At 65.3% G+C, this 13,282-nt stretch carries 13 protein-coding genes; 10 read left to right on the forward strand and 3 right to left on the reverse strand.

The features are described 5' to 3' along the window. Nucleotides 1–6: 6 nt before the first annotated feature. A complete protein-coding gene (locus CH293_RS01055) occupies nt 7–1,029 on the reverse strand; it encodes a LacI family DNA-binding transcriptional regulator (RefSeq protein ID WP_176459862.1) in 1,023 nt (340 codons plus the stop codon). Between the two features lie 104 nt (nt 1,030–1,133). Between CH293_RS01055 and CH293_RS01060 the strand changes: the two genes are divergently transcribed. Genes CH293_RS01060 through CH293_RS01070 form a run of 3 tightly spaced genes read left to right on the forward strand, consistent with a single transcriptional unit; the run spans nt 1,134 to nt 4,018 of the window. Further along, complete coding sequence (locus CH293_RS01060; RefSeq protein ID WP_094719098.1) at nt 1,134–2,141, forward strand: Gfo/Idh/MocA family oxidoreductase; 1,008 nt, start codon at nt 1,134–1,136, stop codon at nt 2,139–2,141. Next, entirely contained in the window at nt 2,138–3,034 is an 897-nt protein-coding gene (locus CH293_RS01065; RefSeq protein ID WP_037111258.1) for a sugar phosphate isomerase/epimerase, read from the forward strand. The genes CH293_RS01060 and CH293_RS01065 overlap by 4 nt, the downstream gene beginning before the upstream one ends. 3 nt (nt 3,035–3,037) lie before the next feature. Further along, nucleotides 3,038–4,018, forward strand: coding sequence for a Gfo/Idh/MocA family protein (locus CH293_RS01070; protein ID WP_094719099.1), 981 nt, complete (start codon nt 3,038–3,040; stop codon nt 4,016–4,018). 17 nt (nt 4,019–4,035) lie between these two features. On the opposite strand, the gene CH293_RS01075 is transcribed toward CH293_RS01070, so the two are convergent. Then, entirely contained in the window at nt 4,036–5,190 is a 1,155-nt protein-coding gene (locus tag CH293_RS01075; protein WP_094719100.1) for a Gfo/Idh/MocA family protein, read from the reverse strand. 211 nt (nt 5,191–5,401) lie between these two features. On the opposite strand from CH293_RS01075, the gene CH293_RS01080 reads away from it, so the two are divergent. Further along, the gene (locus tag CH293_RS01080) at nt 5,402–6,400 is read left to right on the forward strand and encodes a LacI family DNA-binding transcriptional regulator (RefSeq protein WP_037111262.1); all 999 of its coding nucleotides are present in this window, start codon (nt 5,402–5,404) and stop codon (nt 6,398–6,400) included. A gap of 4 nt (nt 6,401–6,404) precedes the next feature. On the opposite strand, the gene CH293_RS01085 is transcribed toward CH293_RS01080, so the two are convergent. Continuing rightward, entirely contained in the window at nt 6,405–7,214 is an 810-nt protein-coding gene (locus CH293_RS01085; protein ID WP_241483823.1) for a GntR family transcriptional regulator, read from the reverse strand. A 197-nt stretch (nt 7,215–7,411) separates the two neighbouring features. Here CH293_RS01085 and iolC point away from each other — a divergent pair, with 197 nt between their 5' ends. The 6 genes from iolC to CH293_RS01115 all read left to right on the forward strand — a co-directional run. Continuing rightward, a complete protein-coding gene (gene iolC / locus CH293_RS01090) occupies nt 7,412–8,413 on the forward strand; it encodes a 5-dehydro-2-deoxygluconokinase (RefSeq protein ID WP_037111545.1) in 1,002 nt (333 codons plus the stop codon). Further along, nucleotides 8,406–9,308: a hypothetical protein gene (locus CH293_RS01095; protein ID WP_037111264.1), complete on the forward strand. Its 903-nt coding sequence runs from the start codon at nt 8,406–8,408 to the stop codon at nt 9,306–9,308. Before iolC ends, CH293_RS01095 begins: the two co-directional genes overlap by 8 nt. Nucleotides 9,309–9,312: 4 nt before the next feature. Continuing rightward, the gene (iolB, locus tag CH293_RS01100) at nt 9,313–10,227 is read left to right on the forward strand and encodes a 5-deoxy-glucuronate isomerase (RefSeq protein ID WP_037111266.1); all 915 of its coding nucleotides are present in this window, start codon (nt 9,313–9,315) and stop codon (nt 10,225–10,227) included. Next, complete coding sequence (gene iolD, locus CH293_RS01105; RefSeq protein ID WP_176459863.1) at nt 10,224–12,182, forward strand: 3D-(3,5/4)-trihydroxycyclohexane-1,2-dione acylhydrolase (decyclizing); 1,959 nt, start codon at nt 10,224–10,226, stop codon at nt 12,180–12,182. Before iolB ends, iolD begins: the two co-directional genes overlap by 4 nt. Before the next feature lie 24 nt (nt 12,183–12,206). Continuing rightward, nucleotides 12,207–13,082, forward strand: coding sequence for a sugar phosphate isomerase/epimerase (locus tag CH293_RS01110; RefSeq protein ID WP_037111267.1), 876 nt, complete (start codon nt 12,207–12,209; stop codon nt 13,080–13,082). Between the two features lie 5 nt (nt 13,083–13,087). Further along, nucleotides 13,088–13,282 (forward strand): aldehyde dehydrogenase family protein (locus tag CH293_RS01115; RefSeq protein WP_141217124.1); only part of this gene is annotated, 195 nt, incomplete at its 3' end.

Raw genomic sequence — 13,282 nt, forward strand, 5'->3', positions numbered from 1 at the left:
GAGCCCTCAGCGCGCGGCCGGGGTGTTGAACCGCGTCACGATCTGGATCGGTGACGGCTCGGCGGTGACGCCGTCGACGGCACCCGCGGACTGCATCAGTAAGCGGCAGGCCGTCCTGGCGTCGGCGCGCAGGTCGTGGTGCAGCACAGCGGACAGGGACCCGGTGCGCAGCAACGGCCGGTTGTCACCGTCGAGGTCGTGTGCGACGAACACCCGGCACCTCCTGCCCGCCCGTTCGAATGCCCGGACCGCACCGGTGTTGCCGCCGCCGATGGAGTACACGGCCTCGATGTCCGGATACTCCGCGAGCACGGCCGAGACCCGTTCCTCCACCGTCGAGTCGAGCCCTTCGCTGTCGGATATCTCGACGACGCGTCTCCCGGAGTCCAGCGCCCGCAACGTGCTGCGGAACCCGATCTCCCTCTCCCCCTCGTTCCTGAAGATGTTGCTGGTCAGCAAGATCAGTACCGAGGACTGCGCGTCGCCCAGCCAGGAGTCGACCAGGTAGGCCGCAGTGGATCCCGCCGCCCGGTTGTCGATGCCGACGTAGCCGAGCCGCGCGCTGCTCGGCACGTCGGTCACGTACGTCACGACGGGAATACCGAGTGCCACGAGCCGGTCGACCGCCTCCACCACCTCGGGGTCGTCCGGCGCCTTGACGATGACACCGTGCGATCCGCGCGCGGTGAAACGGCCCAGTGTGTCCACCATCTCGGCCACCGATTCGGTCTCCCTGAAGTGGAACCTGCACCGGACCACGGCGGGCGAGAGCATCGGCAGTTCTGCCTCCAGCGCTGCCCTGAATTCTTTCGAGAAGCGCGCCGGTGTCTGCATGACGACGTCGAACAGGAACTTCCTGCCGTTCAGGCGCAGTTGGGACCGCTGTTTGTCCAGATCCGAAATCGCCTGCTGCACTTCCGCTCTGGTAGCACTGCGCACACCCGGTCGATCGTGCAGTACGCGGTCGACGGTGGCACGACTCAGCCCGGCTTGCTGGGCGATCTCATTGACTTTGTAGCGATGCGTCACGACGATCCTCTGAGGCGTTTTTGATGCGTCACGACGGTTGATCCTACGCGTCGATCTGAGTCACACTCGAGGTCTACATTTCTCCTGCAGAAAGACCTTCACTGATGGGCGTAACCGTCGGCGTCATCGGCCTCGGCCGGATCGGCGCATTTCACACCGACACATTGAGCACGCTCGCCGGGGTCGACGGACTCGTCGTCACCGACGAGCGTCCCGCCGTCACCTCCGCAGTCGCATCGAAGTTCGGCGCCACGCCGGTCGACGGCGCTGAGGCACTGCTGAAGTCCGGAGTCGACGGAGTTGTCGTCGCTGCGGCAACACCCGCACATGCTGCGCTCGTACTCGCCTGCGTCGACGCCGGCATCCCCGTGTTCTGCGAAAAGCCGATCGCCGCGACACCCGGCGAGAGCCTGGCCGTCGTCACCGCGATCGACAGCAGTGACGTCCCGGTCCAGATCGGGTACAACCGTCGCTTCGCGCCTGCCTTCGCCGCCGCCAAGAGCGCCGTGACCTCCGGTGAGCTCGGCTGGCTGCACACAGTTCGCTCGACCACACTCGATCCGGCGCCTCCCCCGCTGGACTACGTCGCCGTGTCCGGTGGCATCTTCCGCGACTGCAGCGTGCACGATTTCGACATCGTCCGCTGGATCGTCGGCCACGAGGTCACCGAGGTGTACGCGGCGGGTTCGAACCAGGGTGATCCCGCCTTCACCGAATACGGAGACGTGGACACTGCCACGACCACTCTGACATTCGAGAACGGAACGATCGGCGTCGTCTCCAACACCCGCTACAACGCGCGCGGGTACGACTGCAGGCTCGAAGTGCACGGCTCCGACGATTCCGTCGTCGCCGGCTGGGACGATCAGGTCCCGGTGCGAAATCTGGAGGCCGGATCGACGTTCCCGGGCGGGACGCCTCACTCGTTCTTCATGGACCGCTTCACCTCGGCATACCAGGCCGAGCTCGGCGCGTTCGTCGACGTGATCACCGGACGAATCGAATCCCCCTGCACCGCACGCGATGCTCTCGAAGTGGCATACATCGCCGAGGCGGCAACCCTGTCCCTGCAACAGCATCGACCGGTGCGAATCGACGAGGTACGACTGTGACAACGACCCATACCGACATTCGAATCGCCGGCGCGCCCATCTCCTGGGGCGTCTGCGAAGTTCCCGGCTGGGGATACCAGATCGCATCCGACCGCGTCCTCACCGAGATGCGCGACGCCGGACTCACCGCCACCGAGGTCGGACCCGAGGGTTTCCTCCCCGCCGACCCGGACGAGCTCGCCTCCACGCTCGACACGTTCGACCTGAAGTCCGTCGGCGGGTTCGCCCCGGTGCTGCTGCACCACGCGCACCACGATCCTGTTCCCGGAATCGCACCGCTGCTCGACGCCTTCATCGCCTCCCGCGCCGAGGTGCTGGTGCTCGCCGCGGCGACTGGGAGCGACGGTTACGACTCGCGCCCCGAGCTCGACGACGAACAATGGGACACGTTGCTGCGCAACCTCGATCGGCTACAGGAAGCAGCGGCCGAGCGCGGAATCCGCGCGGTACTTCACCCGCACGTCGGCACCATGATCGAGAAACGGGACGAGGTCTACCGGGTCCTGAACGGCTCCACCATCCCACTGTGCCTCGACACCGGCCACCTCCTCATCGGCGGGACCGATCCGCTCGAACTCGTCGAGGCCCACGCGTCTCGGATCACACACGCTCACCTCAAGGACGTCGACGCTGCCCTCGCAGCACGCGTCCAGGCCGGGGAGCTCACCTACACCGAGGCTGTCGCGCAGGGCATGTACACGCCGCTGGGAACGGGCGACGTCGGCATCGGCAAGATCGTGAACGGGCTCCTCGACTCAGGTTTCGACGGTTGGTTCGTCCTCGAGCAGGACACCATCCTGTCCGAGGAGCCTACCGATGCGGGCCCTGTCACCGATGTGATCGCCAGCGTGGCATACCTGCGGAGTGTCGTCGACGCCCGCGTATCGTCGTAGTCCGTGAACTCTCTACGGATCGGAGTCCTCGGCGCCTCACGCATCGCCGAGGTCGCCATCGTCGAACCGGCACAGATCCTGGGCCATCGCCTTGTCGCGTGCGCTGCGCGCGACACGGCGCGAGCGTCGGTCTTCGCCGAAAAGTACGGTGTGGACCGGGTTCTCGACTCCTACCAGGATGTCATCGACGACTCCGAAGTCGACGTCGTCTACAACCCCCTCGCCAACTCGCTGCACGCGCCGTGGAATCTCGCGGCCGTACGGGCGGGCAAGCCCGTGCTCACCGAGAAGCCGTTCGCGCGTGACCGAGTCGAAGCCGCGACAGTTCGCGATGCTGCGGCGTCGGCAGGAGTCACGGTCATGGAGGGATTTCACTACCTGTTCCATCCGGTGACTCGTCGACTTCAGCAGCTGCTGGAGGACGGAACCCTCGGCGAGCTTCGGCACGTCGAGGTCGTCATGCGTATGCCCGCGCCGGACCCCGCCGATCTGCGATGGTCCCTCGACTTGGCAGGCGGGGTCATGATGGATCTCGGCTGCTACGGGCTCCACGCACAAAGGCTGTTCGGCCGGTTCGCAGGCGGCGCACCGATCGTTGCGTCGGCGTCCGCGGTGCAGCGTTACCCCGGAGTCGACGAGTCGATCGACGTGGATCTCGAATTCCCGAGCGGGGCAACGGGTGTGTCGCGGAACTCGATGATCGACCCGGACTACCTGTTCACACTGAAGGTGGTCGGCTCGAAGGGCGAAGCATTCGCGCACAACTACATCAAGCCGAACGAGGACGATCGCGTGAGCGTCACCGTCGGGTCGACGACCACCGTCGAACAGCTCGGTACGCGCTCGTCCTACACGTATCAGTTGGAAGCCTTTGCCGACCACGTCGTGAACGGCGCAGCACTTCCGCTCGACGCAGCCGACGCGGTGACGAACATGGCGATGATCGACGACGCCTACCGCGCTGCAGGGATGTCACCCCGCTAGCGGGGTGACATCCGGCATCACTCGCCCGGCGTCACCCAGCTACCCGACGCGACCGACTTCGTCATCGCATCGAGCACCTCGGCGCTACGGACCGCGTCCCACACCGTCGCACCGACGGGCTTGCCTTCTGCGATCGACCGAAGGAATCGCTCGGCCTCGACGACCTTGAGGTCGTCGTAGCCCATCGACGACGCCGAACCCGGTTGAAACGCACTGTATTCACCGTGCTCGGGACCGACGTACACCGTCTGGACAGGCTGATCCTGGTACTTGTCTCCGATGCTCACTCCGAGTTCACCCAGCCGGCGGAAGTCCCAGAAGACAGCGCCCTTGGTGCCGTGGATCTCGAAGCCGTACGCGTTCTGCTCCCCCACCGACACTCGGCTGGCTTCCAGCGTTGCGCGGGCACCCGAGGCGAGCCGGATCTGGCTCGAGACATAGTCCTCGTTCTCCACCTGGCCCAGCTCCCCGCCCGTGGCGAGCGCATGTCCGCTGGTCGCGCCGGTCGGCTTGGCGCGCTGCGGGACGAACACCGCGGTGTCGGCCACGAGGGACTCGATGTCTCCCAGCAGATACCAGAGTAGGTCGGCGCCGTGCGAGGCCAGGTCACCGAGGACTCCGTTGCCGCCGCGAGCCCGTTCGAAGCGCCAGCTCAGCGCGCCGTCCGGGTGTGCGGCGTAGTCGCTGAAGAACCGGAAACGGGCGTGGGTGACAGTTCCGATCTCACCTGCGGCGATGAGCGCTTTCGCTTCCTCGACCGCGGGCGCGTTGCGGTAGTTGAAGCCGACGGCCGTCTGCACGCCCGCCTTGTCCGCCGCGACGGCGACCGCGCGCGCATCGTCGGACGACAGTCCCACGGGCTTCTCGATCCAGATGTGCTTGCCCGCCTCGACCATGGCGGTGCCGATGGTGCGATGCAGGAAGTTCGGTGCCGTGATGGACACCGCACCGATGGACGAATCGTTCTGGATGTCGTGCCAGTCGGTGGTGGCGTCGGCGAATCCGAACTGCGCAGCGGCCTCCTCCGCGCGCCCGGGAACCTCGTCCGCGACGGATGCCAGCACGGGCGTCAGCGCCAGATCCGGGTAGTGGTGCCGGATACGGGCGTAGGCCTGAGTGTGTACCCGGCCCATCCAGCCGAATCCGGCAACTCCGACGCGAATGTTCTGCACTGGGCTCACGAGCTGTTCTCCTGACGTGTACGTGAGTGGAAATGTAGGCCAGGGCCTACATTTCCACTCAAGTGAAGGGGACGATGGGGAGTGGTCACCGGTTTTGGACCGGTCCAATCAATGTAAAGTGTGAACCACGCAAGACGGTCGCGTCAACACCGAACTGCTAGCGTTCACCCGGACCACCGGGATACGAGGAGAGGACGGCGCAGTGAGCAGGCCGACCATCCGTACCGTTGCAGCCCATGCTGGCGTGTCCAAATCTCTTGTGTCGCTTGTTCTCCGCGGATCCAGCTCGGTCAGCGACGAGAAACGGGCCGCCGTCGAGCACGCCATCACCGAGCTCGGCTACCGCCCCAATCTGAGCGCCCGCAGCCTGACCCAACACCGCACCGACATCGTCGGCGTGCTCCTCAACGACCTACGCAACCCCTGGTTCGTCGACTGCCTCGAAGGCATGAACTCGATTCTGCAGGAACAAGATCTGAAGATGTTCCTCGCCGACGGCAGGTTGGACCGCAGCTCCGATTCGTCCTTCGTCCGAAGTTTCATGGACCTGCGACTCGACGGACTCGCACTCGTCGGCACCCGGACACCCACTCCGACGATCCTCGAGGCGGCGCGTTCGATCCCGACGGTCGTCGTAGCGAGCCGCGATCTGGATCTGCCCGACGTGGACGTCGTTGCGAACGACGATGCGGTGGGCACCGCACTGGCGATCGATCACCTGGTCGCCCTCGGGCACAGCAGAATCGCTCATCTCGCCGGAACCGGTGCGGTGGCGGACATTCGGGCCGCCAGTTACCGGACGGCGATGGCCGAGCACGGACTTAACCGATTCGCTTCGGTCCTCCCGAGCGGAATGACCGAGGACGACGGGTATGCCGCCGCGTCGGCGATTCTGGATGGTGCCGACGCACCGTCGGCCATCTTCGCAGTCAACGACATCGTGGCCATCGGCGCGATGACAGCCTGCAAGGAACGTCGGATCTCCGTGCCCGAGGACATGTCCATCGTCGGCTACGACAACACCTCGCTCGCCGGACTTCGGCACGTGTGGCTCACCAGTGTGGACAACGCGACGTACGAACTGGGACGACTTGCTGCTACTGCGCTGGTCGGCCGCATCTCGGATCCCGACGCACCAGGCACGCTCACACTGATCCCCCCGAGCCTGCAGGTTCGGGGTTCGACGGCGGCGCCGCGCTGAGGTACTACCGGTCGACCACCGTGGTGTCGAAGTAGTATCGCGATGCCCGGTAGGCGTGCGATCCGAATTCGACCACGCTGCCGGAGTCGTCGAACGCGGTGCGATGCATCGTGAGAAGCGGGGCCTTGTACTTCTCGTCCAGCAGCAGTGCCTCGTCACGGTCCGCGGCCTTCGCGCCGATGCGCTGACGCGCGAGCCGGATGTGCACTCCGCGCGTCCGCAGCGACTGGTAGAGACCGTGCGTCTCGAGTTCGTCCGGATCGGGTGCGATAGCGGTGGGCAGATGGTTGGTCATCAGGGCCAGCGGCTCGCCGTTGGTACTCCTGAGTCGCCGGATGGTCGTGACCTCGGTGTCGTCGGAGATGTTGAGCTCACGCGCGACCTCGTCCGTCGCGATACCGACGTGGTAGTCGAGAAGCTTGGTCGACGGACTCTGGCCGGCTCGGGCCAGGTCGTCGAACAGACTCGTCAGCTCGACGGGGCGGTGCACCGGGCTCTGCACGACCTGGGTCCCGACGCCGCGCTTGCGTACGAGCAGGCCTTTGTCGACCAGTTCCTGGATGGCGCGGCGGGTGGTCGGACGCGACAGATTGAGACGTTTGGCCAGGGCCAGTTCGTTCTCGAACCGGTCCCCCGGAGCCAACTGTCCACCGAGAATCGCGGCTTCGATCGCTTGGGCGAGCTGGAAGTAGAGAGGTACCGGGCTGCCCCTGTCGAGCTCGACGGACAAGGGCGTGGCGACGGACGCCCCCACAGAGGGCGCGCCGGTTTCGCCTGCGGACACGTTGGACGTAGTCACAGTCCAGCTCTCCATATCTCCTCGAAGGGCGAGCAGATCCACGCCCAGCTTGATCGAGAGTGTAGGCGAACACTAACATCGGCATGACTGGAAGTAAGAATGTCAGGACAAAGTATTGACATGACGCTGTGGTCTGAAGCACAGTATTAGCAGACAAGCTTTCCTGCGCAGCACCTCGCACGTTGTGTCCCCGATACCCTTTGGAGTCGATCTTGACCACCTCAGCCGATGCGAACACCACGGCCTTCGACGTCCTCGCCATCGGGCGCAGCGGCGTGGACATCTACCCTCTGCAGACCGGAGTCGGGCTGGAACAGGTCGAGACCTTCGGCAAGTTCCTCGGCGGCAGCGCAGCGAACGTCACCGTCGCCGCAGCACGCCTGGGCAACAAGTCCGCCCTGATCTCGGGCGTCGGCAACGATCCGTTCGGCCGTTACGTCGCAGGCGAACTGGCCCGTCTCGGTGTCGACAATCGGTTCGTCGTAACGGACTCGCAGTACGCAACACCTGTCACGTTCTGCGAAATCTTCCCGCCCGACGACTTTCCGCTGTACTTCTACCGCAAGCCGTCCGCACCCGACCTGCAGATCCGACCGGAAGACATCGACGTCGAGGCCGTGAAGAACGCGCGTCTGTACTGGTCCACCGTCACCGGGCTGTCCGAGGAGCCGAGCCGCAGCGCGCACTTCGCCGCCTGGGAGGCACGCGGCCGCGCACCACTGACCGTTCTCGACCTCGACTACCGCCCGATGTTCTGGGAAACCACCGCTGCCGCAACCGAGCAGGTCCAGAAGGCACTTCAGCACGTCACCGTTGCCGTTGGAAACAAGGAAGAGTGCGAGGTAGCCGTCGGCGAGACGGACCCGCACAAAGCCGCCGACGCCCTTCTCGACCTCGGAGTCTCGCTCGCGATCGTCAAGATGGGTCCGAAGGGCGTCATGGGCAAGACCCGATCGGAAACCGTCACCGTTCCCCCCAATTTCGTCGATGTCGTCAACGGCCTCGGTGCAGGCGACAGCTTCGGCGGCTCGCTGTGCCACGGGCTGCTCGGTGACTGGCCACTCGAGAAGATCCTCCGTTACGGAAACGCTGCAGGCGCCATCGTCGCCTCGCGGCTCGAGTGCTCCACCGCAATGCCCACCGCGGCCGAGGTCGCCGCTCTCGCAAAAGATTCCGCCCCAGAAGAGAAGAAGACCGAGGCCGTCGATGTCTGAAACCACCTTGACCCCTGCACCTGCTGCGTCCAGCTACGCCGAGGTTGCCGCCATTCGTGCGAGCGACCCGCAGGCCATCGAACGAGCGTGGGCAACCCGCGCCACTCGTGAGACCATCCGCGGAAACGGCCGGCTCATGATCGTCGCCGCCGACCACCCGGCCCGCGGGGCACTGTCGGTCGGATCGAACATGACCGCGATGAACAGCCGCACCGAGCTGCTCGACCGTCTTCGCACCGCACTGGAGAACCCCGGCGTCGACGGTGTCCTCGCCTCCTCGGAGATCCTGGACGACCTGGTTCTCCTCGGCGCCCTCGAAGACAAGGTCGTGTTCTCGTCGATGAACCGCGGTGGGCTCGCGGGCGCATCGTTCGAACTGGACGACCGCATGACGGGTGCCACCGCAGCATCCACCGCCAAGGCTCGAATGAACGGCGCAAAGATGCTCACCCGCATTGCACTCGACGATCCAGGGACACTCGAGACGATGACCGCGTGCGCCCAGGCGATCGACGAGCTCGCCGAGCGTCAGCTCATCGCCATGGTCGAGCCGTTCCTGTCCAGCCGCGTCGAAGGGCGCGTCAAGAACGATCTCAGCGCCGACGCTGTCATCAAGTCCATCCACATCACGCAAGGCCTCGGCTCGACGTCCGCCTACACATGGATGAAGCTCCCCGTCGTCGACGAGATGGAGCGCGTCATGGACGCCACGACGCTTCCCACGCTGCTTCTGGGAGGAGATCCTCAGACCGCCCCGGAGGAGACCTACGCGAGCTGGGCCAAGGCGCTCGAGATCCCCGCCGTTCGCGGTCTGATCGTCGGACGCACCCTGCTGTACCCCCAGGACGGCGATGTCGCAGGCGCCGTTGCCACCGCTGTGAACATGGTGAGGTGAGTCGATGAATTCCGAGTACTACATCGCAGCTGGATCCGGTAGCAAGGACGGCTTCGACGTCGCCGTGACGCCCGAGTCCGCAGCCAGGAGTGGAGCCGGCGGAACGACCCGAATCGATTGGACGGAATCGAGCCTCTGGACTGTGACGCTGGCTGCCGGTCAGTCGGTCGATCTCAGTTCCGGCCCCGACGAGATCATGGTCGTTCCGCTGTCCGGATCGGCCACCGTCACCAGTGAGGGAACCAAGTTCGACCTCGCCGGCCGTGCATCGGTGTTCGACGGACCATCCGACTTCGCGTACGTCGGCAAGGACTCGGCGTACACGCTCTCGAGCGTCGACGGCGGACGGTTCGCTCTGTGCGGCGCCCGCGCGGAGAACAAGCTTCCGTTCCGCTACGTCCCCGCGGCCGACATCTCGGTGGAACTGCGTGGGGCAGGAAACTGCAGCCGCCAGGTTCACAACTTCGGTACCGCCGACACGTTCGAGGCCGATTCGCTCATTGCCTGCGAGGTCATCACCCCCGGTGGCAACTGGTCGTCCTACCCGGGCCACAAGCACGACGAGAACACCCCGACCGAATCCGCGCTCGAAGAGATCTACTACTTCGAGATCGCCGAAGGCCCGGACGGCAGTAACGGTTTCGGCTATCACCGCGTCTACGGCACCCCCACGCGTCCCATCGAGGTCCTCGAAGAGGTCCGCACCGGAGACGTCGTCCTCGTCCCGCACGGCTACCACGGCCCGTCCGTCGCAGCACCCGGCTACCACATGTACTACCTGAACGTCATGGCCGGACCGGGTAAGGAACGCGCCTGGAACATCGTCGACGATCCCGAGCACACCTGGATCCGCGGCACCTGGGCAGACCAGGCCGTCGATCCTCGCCTTCCCCTCAACTCCGCATCGACAGGAGCATGACCGTGGTGTCCACCGCACCGATCTCGGCGAGCAAGACCGAAAACACCGAAGGCACGGTTCATCTCACCGTGTCCCAGGCAACCGTGAAGTTCCTGGCGAACCAGTACGTCGAGCGTGACGGCGTGCGTACCAAGTTCTTCGCAGGCGCATTCGGCATCTTCGGACATGGCAACGTGGCCGGCCTCGGCCAGGCGCTTCTGCAGGCCGAGATCGACGCCGTCGAAGCCGGCACAGACCCGGAACTGCCCTATGTTCTCGGACGCAACGAGCAGGCAATGGTGCACAGCGCCGTCGCATACGCGCGGCAGAAGGACCGCCTCCAGGCGTGGGCCGTCACGGCAAGCGTCGGACCCGGCTCGACGAACATGCTGACCGGCGCTGCACTGGCGACGATCAACCGCCTGCCGGTCCTGCTGCTGCCTGCCGACACGTTCGCCACCCGCGCAAGTGCCCCGGTGCTGCAGGAACTGGAGCTCCCGTCGAGCGGAGACGTCACGGTCAACGACTCGTTCAAGCCACTCTCCCGCTACTTCGACCGCGTGTGGCGCCCGGAGCAGTTGCCCGGCGCACTGCTCGGTGCGATGCGCGTGCTGACCGATCCCGTCGAGACCGGCGCCGCCACCGTCGCCATCCCGCAGGACGTTCAGGCCGAGGCATTCGACTGGCCCGAATCACTGTTCGCGCCGCGTACCTGGCACGTCGCTCGTCCGCTGCCCGAGAAGTCCGTGGTCTCGCGTGCCGCCGAGGTCATCCGCACCGCGAAGAAACCGCTGATCGTCGCAGGCGGTGGCGTGATCTACTCCGGCGCCACCGACGCACTCGCTGCACTGTGCGAGAAGACCGGCATTCCGGTCGGCCAGAGCCAGGCAGGGAAGGGCTCGCTGACGTACGACCACCCGCAGTCCGTCGGCGCTCTCGGATCCACCGGCACCACCGCTGCCAACGCACTGGCCACCGACGCCGACGTCATCATCGGAATCGGCACGCGCTACAGCGATTTCACCTCTGCGTCGCGCACGGCGTTCAACAACCCCGACGTACGTTTCGTCAACATCAACGTCGCGTCGATCGACTCGGTCAAGCAGGGCGGCATCTCCGTCGTCTCCGACGCTCGCGAGGCCTTGGAGGCGTTGATCGACGCCCTCGGCGACTACGAGGTTCCCGCCGAGTACCGCACCCTCGTCTCCCAGCTCGCTCAGCAGTGGGACGACACAGTGTCCTCGGTCTACAAGATCGAGGATTCCACCGCACCTCTGAATCAGAACCAGGTCATCGGCCTCGCGAACACGCTGTCCGACCCCCGCGACGTCGTCGTCTGCGCGGCAGGCTCGATGCCCGGTGATCTTCACAAGCTCTGGCGCACAAGAGATTCCAAGGGATACCACGTCGAGTACGGTTTCTCGTGCATGGGCTACGAGGTCGCCGGCGGTATCGGCGCCAAGATGGCCGAGCCGGACCGCGACGTGTTCATCATGGTCGGTGACGGCTCCTACCTCATGATGGCGACCGAACTGGTCACCGCCGTGCAGGAAGGCGTCAAGGTCATCATGATCCTGGTGCAGAACCATGGCTTCGCGTCGATCGGATCGTTGTCGGAATCCCTCGGATCGCAGCGCTTCGGCACCGACTACCGCTACCGCGCCGAGAACGGACGCCTGCAGGGCAGCATTCTGCCGGTCGACCTCGCGGCCAACGCGGCCAGCCTCGGCGTCGACGTGGTACGCGTGAACAACGGCAACGAGTTCACCGACGCGGTCAAGGCCGCCAAAGCGAGCGAGACGTCCACCGTCATCCACGTGGAGACCGATCCGCTGATCGCGGCACCGGACTCCGAATCGTGGTGGGACGTACCGGTCAGTGCGACCTCGACTCTCGAGTCGACGCAGACCGCGTACGCCACCTACGAGAAGTGGAAGAAGATCCAGCGCCCCTTCCTCCGCCCGTCCGGCAACTGACAACATTAGGACCAAGCCGACACCATGAAGATCGCACTCGATCCCACTCCGTTCCATCACGATTTCTCGCTGCTGGAGCTGCCCCGCGTCGTAGCCGACCTCGGCTACGAGTACCTGCAGCTGACCCCGCACGTCGACATGATCCCGTTCTACAACCACCCGAAGGCCGACGACGACCTGGTCGCCAAGTTCAAGAAGGCCTGCAAGGATGCCGGTGTCGGTATCGCCTCCGTGCTCCCCGTGTTGCGCTGGGCAGGCCCGGACGAGGATGCGCGCGAGGCCGCAGTTCGGTACTGGAAGCGAGCCATTCAGATCACCGTCGACCTCGGCGTGAACGTCATGAACACCGAGTTCAGCGGACGACCGGAGAAGGCGGAGGAGTCCGAGCGGGCGTTCTACCGCTCGATGGAGGAACTCGTTCCGATCGTCGAACGTGAAGGCATCGACGTTCGCATCGATCCGCACCCCGACGATTTCGTCGAGGACGGACAGGCTGCCATCCGGGTCATCCGCGGCATCAACTCCAAGAACTTCGGCATGGTCGTCGTCGCGTGCCATCAGTTCCACATGGGTGGTGATCTGCCCGGAATCTTCCAGACCGCAGGCGATCTCGTTCGCCTGGTGCACGTCGCGGACACGATGGACCATCACCGCTCGCACGGGCTTCGCTACATCACGAACCCGCCCGGAAATGCAGTGCGCGTACACCAGCACCTCAAGATCGGGGATGGCGACGTCAACTGGGACGAGTTCTTCGGCGGCCTGAGCAAGCTCGGGTTCTACGACCGTGACGACACGGTCATGGTGTCGAGCGTCTTCGGCGAGAACGAGAACGCCGACGAGGTCTCGCGCTACCAGCTCGAGACCATCAACGACTACATCGCAAAGCACAAGGGGTAAAAGTAATGAGCAGCAACGTAATCGGACATTGGGTGGACGGTAAGCCGTTCGCTGGTACCTCCACCACCACCGCACCGGTCACCAACCCCGCCACCGGCGAGGTCACCGGCCAGCTCGCACTCGCCAACCTCGACGACGCACGCACCGTCATCGACGCCGCCGCAGCCGCCTTCCCCGCCTGGCGCGACACCTCCCTCGCC

The sequence above is a fragment of the Rhodococcus sp. 14-2470-1b genome (assembly GCF_002259415.1).
Taxonomy (GTDB): Bacteria; Actinomycetota; Actinomycetes; order Mycobacteriales; family Mycobacteriaceae; genus Rhodococcoides.

What these genes read in the sequence shown, in the direction of transcription:
- CH293_RS01110 (WP_037111267.1), top strand. Translation starts at nt 12,207, where the DNA reads ATGAAGATCGCACTCGATCCCACTCCGTTCCATCACGATTTCTCGCTG.
- CH293_RS01085 (WP_241483823.1), bottom strand. Translation starts at nt 7,214, where the DNA reads ATGGAGAGCTGGACTGTGACTACGTCCAACGTGTCCGCAGGCGAAACC.
- iolB (WP_037111266.1), top strand. Translation starts at nt 9,313, where the DNA reads ATGAATTCCGAGTACTACATCGCAGCTGGATCCGGTAGCAAGGACGGC.
- CH293_RS01095 (WP_037111264.1), top strand. Translation starts at nt 8,406, where the DNA reads ATGTCTGAAACCACCTTGACCCCTGCACCTGCTGCGTCCAGCTACGCC.
- CH293_RS01060 (WP_094719098.1), top strand. Translation starts at nt 1,134, where the DNA reads ATGGGCGTAACCGTCGGCGTCATCGGCCTCGGCCGGATCGGCGCATTT.
- iolD (WP_176459863.1), top strand. Translation starts at nt 10,224, where the DNA reads ATGACCGTGGTGTCCACCGCACCGATCTCGGCGAGCAAGACCGAAAAC.